General features: G+C 67.7%; 18 protein-coding genes. 5 read left to right on the forward strand and 13 right to left on the reverse strand.

The window, feature by feature from the left end; genetic code table 11:
• Positions 1–68: 68 nt before the first annotated feature.
• Complete coding sequence (locus KB221_04765) at positions 69–866, reverse strand: hypothetical protein (protein ID WIY70343.1); 798 nt, start codon at positions 864–866, stop codon at positions 69–71.
• 123 nt (positions 867–989) lie between these two features.
• Between KB221_04765 and KB221_04770 the strand changes: the two genes are divergently transcribed.
• Positions 990–2021 (forward strand): aspartyl/asparaginyl beta-hydroxylase domain-containing protein, encoded by a 1032-nt coding sequence (locus tag KB221_04770; protein ID WIY70344.1) that lies wholly within the window; start codon positions 990–992, stop codon positions 2019–2021.
• Here KB221_04770 and KB221_04775 read toward each other — a convergent pair.
• The 7 genes from KB221_04775 to KB221_04805 all read right to left on the reverse strand — a co-directional run bounded on the left by KB221_04775 (position 2018) and on the right by KB221_04805 (position 5731).
• Positions 2018–2563, reverse strand: coding sequence for a sugar O-acetyltransferase (locus KB221_04775; GenBank protein WIY70345.1), 546 nt, complete (start codon positions 2561–2563; stop codon positions 2018–2020). The two genes, KB221_04770 and KB221_04775, sit on opposite strands and share 4 nt — an antisense overlap.
• Positions 2564–2640: 77 nt before the next feature.
• On the reverse strand, positions 2641–3303 hold the full coding sequence (gene purQ / locus KB221_04780) for a phosphoribosylformylglycinamidine synthase subunit PurQ (GenBank protein ID WIY70346.1): 663 nt from the start codon (positions 3301–3303) through the stop codon (positions 2641–2643).
• Positions 3304–3336: 33 nt separating this feature from the next.
• Positions 3337–4050 (reverse strand): HD domain-containing protein, encoded by a 714-nt coding sequence (locus tag KB221_04785; GenBank protein ID WIY70347.1) that lies wholly within the window; start codon positions 4048–4050, stop codon positions 3337–3339.
• 25 nt (positions 4051–4075) lie between these two features.
• Positions 4076–4549 carry a YbhB/YbcL family Raf kinase inhibitor-like protein gene (locus tag KB221_04790; protein WIY70348.1) on the reverse strand — a complete coding sequence of 158 codons (474 nt, stop codon included), beginning with the start codon at positions 4547–4549 and terminating at the stop codon, positions 4076–4078.
• 56 nt (positions 4550–4605) lie between these two features.
• Positions 4606–4737, reverse strand: a complete 132-nt coding sequence (locus KB221_04795) for a hypothetical protein (protein WIY70349.1) — start codon at positions 4735–4737, stop codon at positions 4606–4608.
• Complete coding sequence (gene purS, locus KB221_04800) at positions 4734–4973, reverse strand: phosphoribosylformylglycinamidine synthase subunit PurS (GenBank protein WIY70350.1); 240 nt, start codon at positions 4971–4973, stop codon at positions 4734–4736. The genes KB221_04795 and purS overlap by 4 nt, the downstream gene beginning before the upstream one ends.
• Positions 4973–5731, reverse strand: a complete 759-nt coding sequence (locus KB221_04805) for a phosphoribosylaminoimidazolesuccinocarboxamide synthase (protein WIY70351.1) — start codon at positions 5729–5731, stop codon at positions 4973–4975. The genes purS and KB221_04805 overlap by 1 nt, the downstream gene beginning before the upstream one ends.
• Before the next feature lie 273 nt (positions 5732–6004).
• Here KB221_04805 and KB221_04810 point away from each other — a divergent pair, with 273 nt between their 5' ends.
• Positions 6005–6328, forward strand: coding sequence for a DUF1476 domain-containing protein (locus KB221_04810; GenBank protein WIY70352.1), 324 nt, complete (start codon positions 6005–6007; stop codon positions 6326–6328).
• A 76-nt stretch (positions 6329–6404) separates the two neighbouring features.
• On the opposite strand, the gene KB221_04815 is transcribed toward KB221_04810, so the two are convergent.
• The 3 genes from KB221_04815 to purB form a co-directional block, all read right to left on the reverse strand.
• Positions 6405–6998 carry a fasciclin domain-containing protein gene (locus tag KB221_04815; protein WIY70353.1) on the reverse strand — a complete coding sequence of 198 codons (594 nt, stop codon included), beginning with the start codon at positions 6996–6998 and terminating at the stop codon, positions 6405–6407.
• A gap of 121 nt (positions 6999–7119) precedes the next feature.
• Complete coding sequence (locus KB221_04820; protein WIY70354.1) at positions 7120–7608, reverse strand: DNA-deoxyinosine glycosylase; 489 nt, start codon at positions 7606–7608, stop codon at positions 7120–7122.
• Positions 7605–8906, reverse strand: a complete 1302-nt coding sequence (gene purB / locus KB221_04825) for an adenylosuccinate lyase (protein WIY70355.1) — start codon at positions 8904–8906, stop codon at positions 7605–7607. The genes KB221_04820 and purB overlap by 4 nt, the downstream gene beginning before the upstream one ends.
• Before the next feature lie 103 nt (positions 8907–9009).
• Here purB and KB221_04830 point away from each other — a divergent pair, with 103 nt between their 5' ends.
• Positions 9010–10359, forward strand: a complete 1350-nt coding sequence (locus KB221_04830; GenBank protein WIY70356.1) for a Gfo/Idh/MocA family oxidoreductase — start codon at positions 9010–9012, stop codon at positions 10357–10359.
• Between the two features lie 17 nt (positions 10360–10376).
• Positions 10377–11027 (forward strand): glutathione S-transferase, encoded by a 651-nt coding sequence (locus tag KB221_04835; GenBank protein WIY70357.1) that lies wholly within the window; start codon positions 10377–10379, stop codon positions 11025–11027.
• Between the two features lie 187 nt (positions 11028–11214).
• Here the strand turns inward: KB221_04835 and KB221_04840 are convergent, their stop codons facing one another.
• The gene (locus KB221_04840; protein ID WIY70358.1) at positions 11215–12840 is read right to left on the reverse strand and encodes a lytic transglycosylase domain-containing protein; all 1626 of its coding nucleotides are present in this window, start codon (positions 12838–12840) and stop codon (positions 11215–11217) included.
• A gap of 203 nt (positions 12841–13043) precedes the next feature.
• Positions 13044–13832 carry a uracil-DNA glycosylase gene (locus tag KB221_04845; protein ID WIY70863.1) on the reverse strand — a complete coding sequence of 263 codons (789 nt, stop codon included), beginning with the start codon at positions 13830–13832 and terminating at the stop codon, positions 13044–13046.
• A gap of 202 nt (positions 13833–14034) precedes the next feature.
• Here KB221_04845 and KB221_04850 point away from each other — a divergent pair, with 202 nt between their 5' ends.
• Complete coding sequence (locus KB221_04850) at positions 14035–15684, forward strand: electron transfer flavoprotein-ubiquinone oxidoreductase (GenBank protein ID WIY70864.1); 1650 nt, start codon at positions 14035–14037, stop codon at positions 15682–15684.

Here is a 15684-nt window from a genome sequence, read left to right on the forward strand (position 1 = left end):
GGGCGCGCCTTCTAGCCGTTGAACAGAGTCGTGTCAGCCACTGCTTGGGACGCGTGCAAGATCAGGGCTCAGGCGGTCGTCCGTTCGACGCCGGCGCGCAGGCGGAATGACAGCACGATGGCCCCCACCAGAACGGTCACGCCGGCGGCCAGCGCCACATAGGCCAGCATCGGGTTGCGCGCCTGCTCGGCGACGAAGGCACCAAGCAATCCCCAGGCGATCGGCAGGCCATAGGCCAGGGTCCGCAGCCGCTGCGTGACGCCGAGCGCCACGCCCGCGACAACGACGATGGCCAGAATCGCCCAGACGGTCGGCGACAGAACCTCGGGCAGCCAGCCGTTGCCGGTGGCCACGGTGATCAGATTGACCGGGGCCGCGACGGTCAGCCAGCCGGCCAGCATGGCCAGCGGCCAGACGGTCATCCACCGGTCACGATCGCCGCGGGGCAGGGCGCGGATGGCACCGGCATTGGCCAGCAGGGGAATCAACAGGACGGCCAGCGAGCCGAAGATCAGCACGATCGTCGCCATCTCCTGGTCGAAGGCCGCCGCCACGACCCACCAGCCGATGCCGAGCAGGGCGGCGACAGACGGCCAGCCCAGACGATGGATCAGCACACTCTCCCCGGTCTGGGGCAGGGCTTGCCGGACCGCATAGACGACCAGCCAGAGATAGATCACGCCCCAGATGGCGAAGGCGTAGCCGGCGACCTTCAGGGTGGTGTCGCTGTCGGCGGCAAACTCGGCCGGGCTCTGGCCCCATTGAAGCAGAACCTGTGTCTGGCCGATGACGATGGCGAAGATCGTGGCGGCCAGGACCACCAGTCGACGGGTCATCTGCGACGGTGTGGGACGTACAATGGACATGGCGACTCCGAATGCGGTGATCACCAGTACGCGCTCGAACGGTGAAGGTTCAATCGGCCCCTGTCGTGGTCGGTTTGACGCTTTCATCTTGACGGACGCCGTTAGCCCGCCTCCGATCTGCAAATGGCGAACACCGAACAGGGCCTCCGTGCCGCGCTCGAAGCGGCAGACCGCGCGCTGGCCGCGAATCCGCGCGATCTGGCGTCTCTTATCGCCAAGGGCGACGCCCTTGAGGGGCTTGGCGACAGCCGGGCCGCGGCCAGCTTCTACAGTTCGGCCCTGCGCACGGCGGGCGACGGCAGGGGTCTGGCGGCCAGTGTGATCGCGGACCTGCGCCGCGCCCGGGCCGCTGTCGAGGCACAGGCCCAACGGTTTGAGGCGCATCTGTCGACCAGCCTCGCCGGCGCGGGCTTCAGCACCTCCACCGCAAGCGATCGCTTCGCCCTGTCCCTCGATCTGATGGCCGGCCGCAAACGGCTGTACCAGCAGGAGCCGCGCTTCTACCTGTTTCCCGGCCTGCCCCAGGTCCAGTTCCAGCCTCGCGAGACCCTGCCGTGGCTGGGGGCGATCGAGGCGGCGGCGGGCGAGATTCGCGCCGAACTGGACGCGTTGCTGGCCGAGCCCGAACTGTTCCGCCCCTATGTCGAGCCGCGTGCGGACCGGCCCAACCGGGACGCCGTCGGCATGATGTCGAACGCCGACTGGAGCGCCCTGTTTCTGTGGAAGGACGGGGAGGAACAGCCCGGGATCGCCCGACGCTGCCCGCGCACCCTGGCGGCGCTGGCTGAGGTCCCGCTGTGCCGCGTGCCGGGCCGGACGCCGTCGATCCTGTTTTCGAAGCTGAAGGCCGGCGCGCGAATCCCGCCGCACCACGGCCTGATAAATACGCGCCTGATCTGCCATTTGCCGCTGATCGCGCCGCCCGGCAGCCGGTTCCGCGTCGGCAATGACACGCGCGAATGGCGCGAGGGCGAGGCCTGGGCGTTCGACGACACCATCGAGCATGAGGCCGCGAACGACAGCGGTCAGGACCGCACCATCCTGATCTTCGACGTCTGGAAGCCGGAGATGAGCGAGGAGGAGCGGGCGCTGGTCTCGGCGTTGTTCCAGGCGGTCGATGCCTACGGAGCCGGCGGTCAGGCCTGGGGGGTCTAGGTCTTCAGGCGAGCCGGGTTGCCCACGGCGGTCGCGCCCTGGGGCACATCCCGCGTGACCACCGATCCGGCACCGATGATGGCGTCATCGCCGATGGTGACGCCGGGCAGGATGATGGCACCGCCACCGATCCAGACGTTCCTTCCGATCGTGATGGACCGGCCGAACTCGATCCCTTGAGCCCGCTGGACCGGATCGCGAGGATGGTCGGCGGTGAGGATCTGTACCCCCGGACCAATCTGGGTCTGGTCGCCGATCTCGACCTCGCACACGTCCAGCACGACGCAGTTGAAATTCATGAACACGCCGCGGCTGAGCCGGATGTTGTAGCCGTAGTCACAGTGGAACGGCGGCCGGACGATCGCGCCTTCGCCGACCTCGCCCATACGCTGGCGCAGCAGGTCGCGGCGCTCGGCCGGGCTGGCCGCCATGGCAGCGTTGTAGCGGGCCATCCATTGTTTGGCGGCGGTCTGGTCGGCCTGAAGCTCGGGATCGCCCGGATCATAGGGCAGGCCCGAGATCATCTTCTGGCGTTCGCTCATGAACATCGGTCGGCCCCCGGGACTGCGCCCCGGGAGATCGACCGACACGCGGCGTCAGGTCAAGGCCGCAGACCGATTCAGGCCGCCGCGAAGACGCTGCGGAACAGGGTCGCGCCGTCGGCTGAGCCGAGCTCTTCCTCGAACGCCCGGTCCGGGTGGGGCATCATCCCCAGCACATTGCCGCGGGCGTTCTGGATGCCGGCGATGTCGGCCACCGAGCCGTTGGGATTGTCGACATAGCGGAAGACCACCTGCCCCTCGCCCTCGATGCGGGCCAGGGTCTCGGCGTCGGCGAAATAGTTTCCGTCGCCATTGCCCTGGGTCATGACGACCTCGCGCTGGCCCTGGTAGCCGGCGGTGAAACGGGTCTGGCCGTTGGCCACGGTCAGGGCGATCGGCTTGCAGACGTATTTGAGCCCGGCGTTCCGCAGCAGGGCGCCCGGAAGCATCCCCGCCTCGCAGAGGATCTGGAAGCCGTTGCAGATGCCGACAACCGCCACACCGTCGTCCGAGGCCTTCTTCACTGCCTGCATGACCGGCGACTGCGCGGCCATGGCGCCGCAGCGCAGATAGTCGCCGTAGGAAAAGCCGCCCGGCAGCACGATCAGGTCGAGGCCCGACGGCAACTCCGTCTCCTGGTGCCAGACCATTTCGACGCGCTCGCCGGTGGAGCGTTCGACGGCGACCTTGCAGTCGCGGTCGCAGTTGGAACCCGGGAAGACGATGACGGCTGCGCTCATGGCGCGGCCCTGTAGCAGCGTTTGCCGCTCATGTCAGGGTCTGGCGCCCTCGGGCGTCTCACGCCGCACCCGGGCGAGGAAATCCGTCATCACCTCGACCCGGTCGCCGGCCAGCGCCCGGGCCGCCGCCGTCTTCAGCCGCGGCGGAATGTCGACAGCGAATCGCTCGATCCGACCCAGCGCCTGATCGTAGTCCGGTCGGTCGGCGGTCGCCGCCAGCAGTCGCGCGGCACCGAGGGCCCCGAGGAAGTCCAGCGCATCGGCGTCGTGCAGGACAACGGCTTCGGCCCCGTCCGGCTCCTTGTCGTACATATGGCCGAGGATGGCGGCGCGGACGGCGGGGAATTTCTCCATTGGAAAGCCGGCCTCCGTCAGGAAGGGCTCGGCCAGTTCCACCGACCGGACCGCATGGTCCTTTCCGGCGACCGCGAAGGGCGCGATCCCGCCCCAGTCATGCAGGAAGGCCGCGGCGAACAGCACGTCAGCATCGACGGTCAGTCCCTCGGCCTCGGCCAGAGCCATGCCCAGCAGATAGTTGCGCTCGGAGTGACGCACGCCCCAGCTCGGGTGCTGGAGATGGGTGTTCGCCTGCTCGTACACCGCGCGCCGCCACGGGCTGTCGAGCGGGATGCCCGCCGGCGTCGCCGTCAGGGGTGCCGCGACTGCCGCGGGCTCCTGCGCCGCCGAAGCGCTCGCCGGGGCCAGCAGAAGCGCGCCCGCTGCGATGGCCAGAACCAGGGTCTTCATGCCGCCTCTCCCGATGGATGCCTGCTCAGCCGCGGTTCTCGTACACGCCGGTGATCGAGGCCCTGGCCAGCGTATGGAAATGCAGGTTGAAGCCGAACACGGCACCCGAATTCTCCGGCGTGACCTCAAGGCGCTCCGTGTCCACGGCGAAGACGGTGAAGATGTAGCGGTGCGGCCCGTGGCCTGCAGGCGGCGCGGCACCGCCGAAGCCCGGCTCACCGAAATCCGTGCGGCCTTCGACCGCGCCCTCGGGCAGGCCGGTGGACGAGGCACCCTCGGCCAGTTCGGTCACATCGGCCGGAATGTTGGCCACGGTCCAGTGCCAGAAGCCCGAGCCCGTCGGCGCGTCGGGATCGTAGCAGGTGACGGCGAAGCTCTTCGTACCTTCGGGCGCGCCGGACCAGGCCAGCTGCGGCGACCGGTTGCCCTTCGCATACACCTGGTCGTCCGGCAGGGCACCGCCGTCGGCGAATCCCGTGGAGGTGAGGGTGAAGGTCATGGGGCGCTCCTCGCTGCGTATGGACTGACCCTAACGCACGAACGCGGCCCGCGTCGCTAGTGCGCCGCTTCCTTCGCGGCCGGCGTGAAGGCCCGATCGTCGGTCAGGCCGCCGGCCAGGGCCGCGGCGAAAATCAGTGCGCCGACGACGACAAACGCTACGACCGAAAAGCGGATCAGCCGGTTCATGCGACCTCGATGCGGTAGCTTTCGATCACGGTGTTGGCCAGCAGGGTCTCGCACATGCGTTTGACCTCGGCGGCCTTGTCCTCGACGCCGTCGGCGAGGTCGAACTCGATCATCTTGCCGACGCGGGCATTCGACACGCCGGTCCAGCCCAGGCCGTGAAGCGCGCCCTCGACGGCCTTGCCCTGAACGTCCAGCACGCCCGGCTTGAGGAAGACGTGAACCTTGACCTTCGCCATCAGTGCAGTCCCCCCTGAATCACGGTCGGCATGTCCTTCATGATGCCGAGGCGGCGGGCCACCTCGGTGTAGCTTTCGATCACATTGCCCAGATCGCGACGGAAGCGGTCCTTGTCCAGCTTCTCGCCCGTGTTGGTGTCCCACAGGCGGCAGGAGTCGGGGCTGATCTCGTCGGCCAGAAGCACGCGCGAGAAATCGTTCTCCCACACGCGTCCGAACTCGATCTTGAAGTCCACCAGGGTGATTCCGACCGCGCCGAACATGCCCGACAGATAGTCGTTCACCCGCACGGTCATGGCCAGGATGTCGTCCAGCTCCTGGGTCGTGGCCCAGTTGAAGGCGGTGATGTGCTCCTCGGTGACCATCGGGTCGTTGAGCTCATCCTTCTTCAGATAGAATTCGATGATCGAGCGGGGCAGGGGCGTGCCTTCGTCGATGCCGAGGCGCTGGCTCATCGAGCCGGCGACGATGTTGCGGCAGACGACCTCGAGCGGGATGATCTCGACCTCGCGGATCAGCTGCTCGCGCAGGTTCAGCCGCTTGATGAAGTGGTTGGTCACGCCGATGCCGTTCAGGCGCGACATGACGAACTCGCTGATACGATTGTTGATCACGCCCTTGCCCTCGAGCTGGGCCTTTTTCTCACCATTGAAGGCGGTGGCGTCGTCCTTGAAATACTGGATCAGGGTGCCGGGCTCGGGTCCTTCGTAGAGGATCTTGGCCTTGCCCTCGTAAATCTTCTTGCGCTTGACGTTCATAGTGGCTGGTCCGGACGGGGCACGACGGAAACGGCTATCGCGCGGCCAGATGGGGGTCTGGGCGGCTCAATCCGGAATCGGGCGGGCGGGAAAAGTCGCGGGAACCCTTAGCGGATGCGTTGCCGCGACACAAACCGATGGCATTGCGGCAAGGCCTGCCGTCGCGGTGTCGCAACCCGGCGGGTTCCGGTTGCGTTCGGCCATGGGGTGGCTATAGACCACCTCGACTGCGGCCGTGCTTTCAGGCCGCCCAAACGGAGCCTAGCGACGCCCATGACCACCTTCGACGATCGGGAAAAGGGCTTCGAGTCCAAATACGCCCTCGATCAGGCCCAGGAGTTCAAGGCGGTCGCCCGGCGCAACAAGCTGCTGGGTCTCTGGGCCGCCGAGAAAATGGGTCTGAACGCCGACCGCGCCGAGGAGTACGGCCGCGCTATCGTGAAGGCTGACTTCGAACAGCCGGGCGAGGAAGACGTCTACCGCAAGATCGCCCAGGACCTCGAAGGTGCCGGCCTGACCGTCTCCGAAGGTGAGATCCGCCGCAAGATGGATGAACTGTCGTCGGTCGCGCGCGAGCAGATTCGCAACGACGAATAGTCTGCCGCAGCATTCGAACGAAAAAGGGCCGCTCCAGTGATGGAGCGGCCCTTCTCGTATCCGGCTGAGGCCGGGTTTAGTTCGGCATCACCACCGTATCGATGGCGTGGATCACGCCGTTCGAGGCCGGAACGTCGGCCTGGACGACGCGCGAGGCGCCACCGTTCTCGTCGGTCAGGGTGACCGAGCCGTCGGCACCGATACGGGCCGTCAGCACGCCGCCTTCGACCGTGGTCAGGGCGGCGCTGCCGCCACCGGCCTGGATCTGCTGCGTCAGAGCGGCCGCATCCACCCGACCCGGGACCACGTGATAGGTCAGGATCCTGGTCAGGTCGGCCTTGCCGGCGGGTGCCATCAGGGTCTCACGGGTCGCGGCGGGGACCTTTTCAAAGGCGGCGTTGGTCGGGGCGAAGACGGTGAAGGGGCCGGCACCGCCGAGGGTTCCGGCCAGATCGGCCGCGGTCACGGCGCTGACCAGGGTGCTGAAGTCGGCATTGCCCTGGGCGACGGCGACGACCGTGCCGGTGCCGGCCGGAGCCGGGGCCATGGCGGCGGTGTCGGCAGCGGTGGCATCCGCCGGGGCGGCCTGCTCGGCGTTGTTGCAGGCTGCGAGGGCCAGCAGGGCGGCGATCGATACGCCGGCAAGCGTGGCGGTGCGGGTGAACTTCATGGGTCTACTCTCCTGAGCGACCGCCCTGTCGGCGGTTCGCGGGGAGGTACTGCTCAGCGGCCCAAAGGATGCATGCCCGCCCGCAATCAGGGCGCGACACGTGACCGCACCCCTCCACTTTTCAGAGAAGGCGCGTCAGGACTGACCACGCCGCCGCCTTCTCCGACAACGGCCTGGTATGGGCGGGGCTGGAAGAGGGCAGATCGATCAGATCGATGCCTGCAGGGCGCAGGAGGGTGCGCCTGCCCAGCCTTGCGGCCGTTCCGCCATTGAAGGCCACGGCCCGCAGGGCGGGCAGGGTGTTGATCAGCCGGTTCAGATCGGCGGCCTCGACGTCGCGGATGGCGGTGTCCAGACTTCCGGGCCGACGGGCGCTGGCGATCACATCCCACAGGCCCACGCCGGCCGCCTTCAGCGCCTCCAGCCGGTCGGGGTAGGGCTGGGCCACAAGGTCGACACTGATCACGCCGCCGACCAGTCGCCAGAAGCCGTTCTGCGGGTGGCCATAGTATTGACCGGCCTTCAACGATGCATCGCCGGGCAGGCTGCCGAGGATCAGCAGTCGCGTGTGCGAATCGACGACAGGGTCGAAAGCGCGCTTGAGGCTCACGCCGTCCCGAACACGCGGGCGAACACCGTGTCGACGTGCTTGGTGTGATAGCCGAGATCGAACAAGGCCTCGAGCTGGCTGGCCGGGAGGGTCACGCGGGCGTCAGCCTTCAGGAAGTCGAGGAACCGCCCCTCGCCGCGCCAGACCTTCATGGCGTTCTCCTGCACCGCCGCATAGGCGTCCTCGCGCGACACGCCCGCCTGGGTCAGGGCCAGCATGACCCGCTGGGAATGCACCAGCCCGCCGAGCAGGTTCAGGTTCTTCTCCATATTGGCCGGATAGACGTTCAACCGCTCGACCACGTTCGCCAGCCGGTGCAGGGCGAAGTCGAGGTGGATTGTGGCGTCCGGGCCGATGCCGCGTTCGACCGAGGAATGGCTGATGTCGCGCTCATGCCAGAGGGCGACGTTCTCCATCGCCGGCACGACTGCCGACCGGACCAGACGGGCGAGGCCGGTCAGGTTCTCGGTCAGGATGGGGTTGCGCTTGTGCGGCATGGCCGACGACCCCTTCTGACCCTTGTCGAAGAACTCCTCGGCCTCCAGCACTTCGGTGCGCTGCAGGTGGCGGATTTCGGTCGCCAGTCGCTCGATCGACGAGGCGACGACGCCAAGGGCCGCGAAGAAGGCGGCGTGACGGTCGCGCGGAATCACCTGGGTCGAGACCGGCTCGACCTGCAGGCCCATCTGGTCAGCCACATAGGCTTCCACCGCCGGATCGACGTTGGCGAAGGTGCCGACGGCACCCGAGATGGCGCAGGTGGCGATCTCTTCCTTGGCCGTCAGCAGACGCCGTTTCGCCCGCTGAAACTCGGCGTGATAGCCGGCCAGCTTGAGACCAAAGGTGACCGGCTCCGCATGGATGCCGTGGCTGCGGCCGACGCACGGGGTGAGCTTGTGCTCCTTTGCACGCGTCTCCAGCGCCGTCAGAACGCGATCGACGCCCTCGATCAGCAGATCAGACGCGCGCGCCAGCTGGACCGCAAAACAGGTGTCCAGCACATCCGAGGAGGTCATCCCCTGGTGCAGGAAACGGGCTTCCTCGCCGACGATCTCTGACACATGGGTCAGGAAGGCGATGACGTCGTGTTTGGTGGTGCGTTCGATCTCGTCGATCCGGTCGGCGTCGAACACCACATCCTTGCCCTTGGCCCAGATCGCCTCGGCGGCCTCGGTCGGGATCACGCCCAGTTCGGCCATCTTCGTGGCGGCATGCGCCTCGATCTCGAACCAGATCCGGTATTTGGTCTCCTGGGACCAGATGGCGACGGCGGCGGGGCGGGAATAGCGGCTGATCATGGGCGCGGGGTGTCGGTCTCATGCGTCCCTGAGTCAACCGGCGGCTTGTCCGGGTTCGTGAATTCGGGTCTGGTCCGATCGCCCAAGCCGTCCGGAGGAGCCGATGAATCGGCGCGAATTGATTGCCACCGCCACCGCTGTGACTGGCGGGGCCCTGACCCTCCCCACGCGGGCTACCGCAGCGACACGGGCCTCGGGCCGCCTGCGGCTGGGTATGATCGGTGTCGGTATGCGGGGCCGGGTCCTGCTGCGGGAGCTGGTGCGCCGCGAAGACGTGGAGGTCGTGGGCCTGTGCGATATTGAGGCCTTCACCCTCAATGAGGCGCTGACGCAGTTCACTGAAGCCGGCCGACCGGCACCCCGCCTCTACACCGGGTCAAACGAGGCCTGGCGTGAGATGCTGGCGTCAGCCGATCTCGACGGTGTGGTCATCGCCACCCCGTGGGAGCTTCACGCACCGATGGCCATAAGTGCCATGCGCGCGCGCGTCGCCGTGGCCTGCGAGGTGGTGGCCGGGATCACCCTCGACGACCACTGGCGGGTGTTGCGGACCCAGCAGGAGACCGGCACGCCCTATATGCTGCTGGAAAACGTGTGCTTCCGGCGGGACGTGATGGCGGTGCTGAACATGGTCCGTCAGGGCGTGTTCGGCGAGATGATCCATCTGGAAGGCGGCTATCAGCACGACCTGCGTGAGGTGAAGTTCAACGCCGGCATCCCCGGGGAGGCCTATGGCGGTGGGGTCGAGTTCGGCCGCAACGGCTGGTCCGAGGCGCGCTGGCGCACCCAGCATTCGGTTGACCGCAACGGCGACCTCTACCCCAGCCACGGCATCGGGCCCTGCGCCATGTGGGCCGACATCAACCGCGGCAACCGTTTCACCCATCTGACCAGCTACGCCTCCAAGGCGCGGGGTCTGCACAATCATGTCCTGGCGAAGGGCGGGGCCGATCACCCCAATGCGCAGGTGAATTTCCGCCTCGGCGACGTGGTCCAGACGATGATCGGCTGCGAGAACGGCGAGACGGTCCTGCTGAGCCACGACACCAACCTGCCGCGCCCCTATTCCCTGGGCTTTCGGGTCCAGGGCGAGAAGGGCCTCTGGATGGACGTCAACAAGTCCATCTATGTCGAAGGGCAGAGCCCGCGGGCGCACCGGTGGGAGGAGGCCCAGGCCTGGCTGGACCGGTACGACCACCCCCTCTGGAAGGCGCACGCTGCCGATGCCGAGGGTGCCGGCCATGGCGGCATGGATTTCTTCGTGATCCACGCCTTTGTCGAGGCGCTGAAGGCTGGAGCCCCGATGCCGATCGACATCTATGACGCCGTCACCTGGAGCGCCGTCACGCCGCTGTCCGAGGCCTCCATTGCGGCCGGGAACCGGACCGTCGACTTCCCGGACTTCACCGAAGGCAACTGGCGCGACCGCACGCCGATCTTCGCCCCCGCCTGACTTCGAGAGCATTCGCCATGGAACTGATCATTGGCCCCCGGCTGTATTCGACCTGGTCGCTCCGCCCATGGCTGGTGCTGAAGCGCTGCAAGGCTGACTTCACGCTACGCGAGATGGACATCTATTCCCCGGAAGGTCAGGCCGAACTGGAACAGATATCGCCATCCCGCCTCGTGCCCCTGCTCGAGGTTGAGGGCGTCAAGGTCTGGGACTCCATGGCCATCTCGGTCTGGTGCGCAGAGCGCTATCCCGAGGTGCGGCTGTGGCCCGCCGATCCTCACGCCCGATGGCTGGCCCGGTCGGCGGCCTGCGAGATGCACGGCGGCTTCGCGGCGCTGCGGAACGACTGCGGCATGGGGCCGGACCACACCATGGTCGGACCGGACCGCTCGCCGCCGCCCAAGGGCGAAGCGGTCGAGCGCGACATCCGCCGCATCGTCAGCCTGTGGATGGAGATGCGCGACCGGTTCGGCACCGGCGGGCCCTGGCTGTTCGGCGAATGGTCCGTGCCCGACGCCTTCTTCACACCCGTCGCCGCGCGGTTCCGGCATTACCAGATCGATCTGGCCGCCCATGGCGACGACGGCTCGGCCGCGGCCTACCGCGACGCGCTTCTGGGCCAGCCGGACTTCCTCGAATGGTCGGCTGAGGCGCTGTCGAACCGTTAACCGACCCGCGGAACCCGGTCTTAAGACAACAGCGGTATATCCGGGGCTTGAGGAGCGCAGAAGCGTTCAGGGGTCCGCAGATGTCCATGCCCGCCGAACAGCCCGGAGCAAGCCGTCCCAGCCTGATGGTCTATGGCCTGATGATCGTGATCGCCTGCTGCCTGCCGGCCCTGCTGCTGGTCAATATCTAGTTCGCGCTGACCGCGGGGGCAGCCGCGACCTCGAGCGGCTGTACCGGAACCGGCGGCGGCGCGACATAGTCGAGCGACAGCGGGATCAGCGTGGCCCCGGACGCCACGGCGTCCAGCGTATTCAGCGGCCGGCCGTTCATGCGCTGGTAGATCCAGTAGGCCGCCACGACCTTTTCCACATATTCCCGGGCCTGGGGCACATCGATCGTCTCGATCAGCAGCAGCGGATCGGCGTCATGGCCCAGCTTGCGCACTGCATCGACCATGGGCCCGGGCCCGGCGTTGTAGGAGGCCGCCGCCCGCAGCAGGTCGCCATTGATCGCCGGCAGGGCCAGCACGCGGTTCACATAGGCCTGACCCAGGCGCGCGTTGACGTTGGGCTGGAACAGTCGCTCGGGGTCGCTGACGAAGGCCCGGTCGCCGGTCAGTTCGACAGCGGTCGTGGGCATGACCTGCATCAGGCCATAGGCACCGGCACCGGAGCGGGCGCGGGCGTTGAAGCCGGTTTCCTTGCGGGCGATGGCATAGACCAGCGAGCGTTCGACGGTGAAGCCGCCGTCGGGCTCGATGACCGGCTGGGCGTAGCGTGTGGCGTCGATGCGGCGCACATCGTCGCCCGAGCCCGTCACCCGCGGGCCCAGCGCGCGGCCCAGCGCGGCCCAGAGCTGGCGGCCCCGGTCGGTGACGGCGGCGCGAAGGCCGGTGCGCAGCTCCTCGCGGGCGTCGGCGCGACGGCCGACCTCGAAGAAGGCGACGGTCCGGCGTGCGCGGGGCTCGGTCCGGATGAACTCGTCCAGTTCGTCGGCACCGACGCCGATCGGCTCTTCGGCCTGATAGGACGCCGGGCGCAGGCTTCCGGCGGCATAGGGCGTCGGCCCCAGGTTTTCGATCACCGGCTCCTCGCCCAGCTGACGCAGGGCGATCTGGCCGTAGAAGGTGGCCGGCCAGGTGGCGGCGCGGTGCAGCAGGGGCTGGACGCGATCCTGCTGACCGGACCGGCCGGCCGAGCGCGCGGCCCAGAAGGCGGCACCGGAACGCACCCAGCCATCTTCGGTCGGATCGTCGAGAACCCGCTCAAAAGCGATCTTGGCGGCGGCGAACTCGCCGAGACGATACTGGGCCAGGGCGACGGACCACCAGTCGCCGATCTGCTCGCCGATCGTGACCGCGCCGCTCAGGTCCTCCCGGTTCAGGGCGACGCGAGCCGCCTTCATCGGGTCGGCTTCGGTATTGCCGCCGGCGGCCTCGATACGGTTCCAGTAGCGGCCACCGCCCATGCGGGAGGGCTGCCTGGGCTCAGGCGCGCCGTCGGGGCGGCGTCGCATGGCGAGGTTCCAGGCGCGTTCCGCGACGGGAAGGTCGGCATACTCCTCCAGCCAGGCCGCCAGTTCGTCGTAGGTCGCCGTGTAGTCGGCGTGGAACAGGCGCTCGAATTCAACCTGTCCCAACAGGACGTGATCGTTGGCCTGACGGGCCGAGTTGCGGGCGGCTTCGAGGTCTCCGCGACGCAGGGCGTCGAAGGCGGTGGTGTAGTTCAGGCGGTCCGCGGCGCTCAGCGTGGAGGGCGGGCGGCGGTCGTCCTCTTCGGCGTGCACGGCGCCGGCGAAGGCGAACAACGCCAAGGCCAACGTCGGCGCGAAAATCGCGCGGCGGAAATCAGATCGCACTTGAGGCGGCCCCCCTGAGAGCATCGAACGGCCGGTCTCGATCCGGATCAATTCGCGCTGTTCGTTCGGTCGTCAGGCCAGAAAGGCGCCACCGCCCCGACCCATGTCAATATTTCACCCCTTTTTGGGGCGGTTTTGAGTCTGAACGGTGAACGAGCTTAACCGTCCGCCTCGATACGCGCCGCCAGCGATAGCAGGTCGGCCCAGACCTCGCGCTTGGCGATGGGCTGGCGCAGCAGGAAGGCGGGATGCAGCGTCGGCAGGGCCGGGGCCGAAACGGCACCCTCCGCCAGTCGCCATTCACGCCATTGTCCGCGCATCCGCATGATGCCCTCGTCGGTCGCCAGCACCGACTTGGCCGAGGCCGCGCCAAGCAGCAGGACCGCCCTGGGCTTGAGCAGGGCGAAGGCGCGCTCGACAAAGGGCGCGCACACCGCCTGCTCCGCCGCCGTCGGCGTGCGGTTGCCGGGCGGTCGCCAGAAGACCGTGTTGGTGATGAACACCCGCCCCTCCAGCCCGGCCTCGGCCAGCATCCGGTCCAGCAGCTGGCCTGCCTTGCCGATGAAGGGCTGGCCGCGCTCTTCCTCTTCCGCGCCGGGGCCTTCGCCGATGATCAGCACTTCGGCCTGGGGATTGCCGCGACAAAACACCGCCTGTTTCGCGCCCATGCCGCGCAGGGGGCAGCCCTCGAAGCCGGCGATGGCCTGACCCAGAGCCTCCAGCGTATCCGCGCCGGCCGCCAGCCGCCGCGCGTCTGACAGGGCGTCGCCGGCCGGAATGATGGGCGTCACCGAGGCCGTGGCCTTCGCCACAGCCTTGACGGCCGGCGGCGGAACGACATGCGTCCGGTCGACCGGGGCGTCCTCGAAACAGGCGTCGACGCCCGCGTCCCGCCAGAAGGCGAGCAGGCTTTCGGCGCTGGCGGTGTCGAGGTGCGGCGTTGTCATCGGGTGGATGCGCACAGGGATAGTCCTTGACCACCCTTGCGTCACCTTCCGATAAACGGAAAACAGCAAGACCCCACGGAACGCGAGGACATCCACCATGGCCGAGAACGCCATCGAAGGCGGCGCAACCAACGCCTGGCAGGACGCCGTGATCGACAAACTGCCGCCCGCCGAGGCCCTTGCCGGGGTCGAGCGCGAGGTGATGGAGTATGACGTCGTCATCGTCGGCGGCGGCCCCGCCGGCCTGTCCGCCGCCATCCGACTGAAACAGCGGGCGGAAAAGGACGGCAAGGAGATCACCGTCGCGGTGCTGGAGAAGTCGGCCGAGGTCGGCGGGCACATCCTGTCGGGTGCCGTGATCGATCCGAAGGCGCTGAACGAACTCTTCCCCGACTGGAAGGAACGCGGCGCGCCGCTGGAGACGCCGGTCACCGAGGACCGGTTCATGATTCTGGGACCGATGGGCCAGGCCTCCCTGCCCATGCCCCTGCTGCCGCCGATCATGCACAATCACGGCTGCTACATCGCCTCGCTGGGCAATGTGGCGCGCTGGCTGGGCGAACAGGCCGAGGCCATGGGCGTCGAGGTCTATCCCGGCATGGCCGCCAGCCATGTTGTCTGGGACGAGCCGTCCGGGCGGGTGAAGGGTGTGGTCGCCGGCGTCTTCGGCATCGACCGCCACGGCAAGCCCACCGACGACTTCCAGCCCGGCATCGAACTGCACGGCAAATACGTCTTCATCGCCGAGGGCGTGCGCGGCTCGCTGGCCAAGACCATCATGGCCCGCCACAACCTGTGCGACGACGCCCAGCCGCAGAAATATGGCATTGGCCTCAAGGAGTTGTGGCAGGTCCCGGCCGAGAAGCACCGTCCCGGCCTGGCCCAGCACACCACCGGCTGGCCGCTGGACGAGTTCACCGGCGGCGGCAGCTTCATGTACCATTTCGGCGACCGCTACGTGGCCATCGGCTACGTCGTGCACCTGAACTACAAGAACCCGTTCCTGTCGCCGTTCGACGAGTTCCAGCGCTTCAAACATCACCCGGCGATCAGCGAGCATCTGGAGGGCGGGACCCGCATCTCCTACGGCGCGCGTGCCATCACCGAGGGCGGCTTCCAGTCTGTGCCGAAGCTGTCGTTCCCCGGCGGTGCCTTGATCGGCTGCTCGGCCGGTTTCGTGAACGTGCCGCGCATCAAGGGCAGCCACAATGCCATGAAGACCGGCATGCTGGCCGCCGACGCCGCCTATGACGCGGTGCAGGCCGGGCGCGCGGGCGACCAGCTGGTCGAATACCAGGCCGCCTATGAGAAGAGCTGGGTCTACAAGGAGCTGAAGCAGGTCCGGAACGCCAAACCCTATCTGTCGAAATTCGGCACGACGATCGGCGGGGCGCTGGGCTTGTTCGACATGTGGTTCTCGTCCCTCTTCCGCGTGAACCTTCCCTGGACGCTGAAGCACGGAAAGACCGACGCCGCCTCGACCCAGAAGGCCGCGAAGCACCAGGCGATCGCCTATCCGAAGCCGGACGGGAAGCTGTCTTTCGACAAGCTGTCGTCGGTGTTCATCTCGAACACCAACCACGCCGAGGAACAGCCCGCCCACCTGAAGCTGCTGGATCCCTCGACCCCGATCCGGGTCAATCTGCCGGAATATGGCGAGCCGGCGCGGCTTTACTGCCCGGCGGGCGTCTACGAGGTCCTGTACGACGAGGACGGCACGTCCAATCCGCGCTTCCAGATCAACGCCCAGAATTGCGTCCACTGCAAAACCTGCGACATCAAGGATCCGTCGCAGAACATCGTCTGGACCACGCCGGAGGGCGGCGGCGGGCCGAACTATCCGAATATGTGA

This window comes from Aquidulcibacter paucihalophilus (assembly GCA_030285985.1).
In the GTDB taxonomy this organism is placed as follows: domain Bacteria; phylum Pseudomonadota; class Alphaproteobacteria; order Caulobacterales; family Caulobacteraceae; genus Brevundimonas.

Bases quoted from the DNA above. Each gene is read 5' to 3' on its own strand.
- KB221_04770 (WIY70344.1), top strand. From the start codon at position 990: ATGGCGAACACCGAACAGGGCCTCCGTGCCGCGCTCGAAGCGGCAGAC.
- KB221_04835 (WIY70357.1), top strand. From the start codon at position 10,377: ATGGAACTGATCATTGGCCCCCGGCTGTATTCGACCTGGTCGCTCCGC.
- KB221_04850 (WIY70864.1), top strand. From the start codon at position 14,035: ATGGAGTATGACGTCGTCATCGTCGGCGGCGGCCCCGCCGGCCTGTCC.
- KB221_04815 (WIY70353.1), bottom strand. From the start codon at position 6,998: ATGAAGTTCACCCGCACCGCCACGCTTGCCGGCGTATCGATCGCCGCC.
- KB221_04830 (WIY70356.1), top strand. From the start codon at position 9,010: ATGAATCGGCGCGAATTGATTGCCACCGCCACCGCTGTGACTGGCGGG.
- KB221_04795 (WIY70349.1), bottom strand. From the start codon at position 4,737: ATGAACCGGCTGATCCGCTTTTCGGTCGTAGCGTTTGTCGTCGTCGGC.
- purQ (WIY70346.1), bottom strand. From the start codon at position 3,303: ATGAGCGCAGCCGTCATCGTCTTCCCGGGTTCCAACTGCGACCGCGAC.
- KB221_04845 (WIY70863.1), bottom strand. From the start codon at position 13,832: ATGACAACGCCGCACCTCGACACCGCCAGCGCCGAAAGCCTGCTCGCC.
- purS (WIY70350.1), bottom strand. From the start codon at position 4,973: ATGGCGAAGGTCAAGGTTCACGTCTTCCTCAAGCCGGGCGTGCTGGAC.
- KB221_04810 (WIY70352.1), top strand. From the start codon at position 6,005: ATGACCACCTTCGACGATCGGGAAAAGGGCTTCGAGTCCAAATACGCC.
- KB221_04790 (WIY70348.1), bottom strand. From the start codon at position 4,549: ATGACCTTCACCCTCACCTCCACGGGATTCGCCGACGGCGGTGCCCTG.
- KB221_04785 (WIY70347.1), bottom strand. From the start codon at position 4,050: ATGAAGACCCTGGTTCTGGCCATCGCAGCGGGCGCGCTTCTGCTGGCC.
- KB221_04805 (WIY70351.1), bottom strand. From the start codon at position 5,731: ATGAACGTCAAGCGCAAGAAGATTTACGAGGGCAAGGCCAAGATCCTC.
- KB221_04775 (WIY70345.1), bottom strand. From the start codon at position 2,563: ATGAGCGAACGCCAGAAGATGATCTCGGGCCTGCCCTATGATCCGGGC.
- purB (WIY70355.1), bottom strand. From the start codon at position 8,906: ATGATCAGCCGCTATTCCCGCCCCGCCGCCGTCGCCATCTGGTCCCAG.
- KB221_04765 (WIY70343.1), bottom strand. From the start codon at position 866: ATGTCCATTGTACGTCCCACACCGTCGCAGATGACCCGTCGACTGGTG.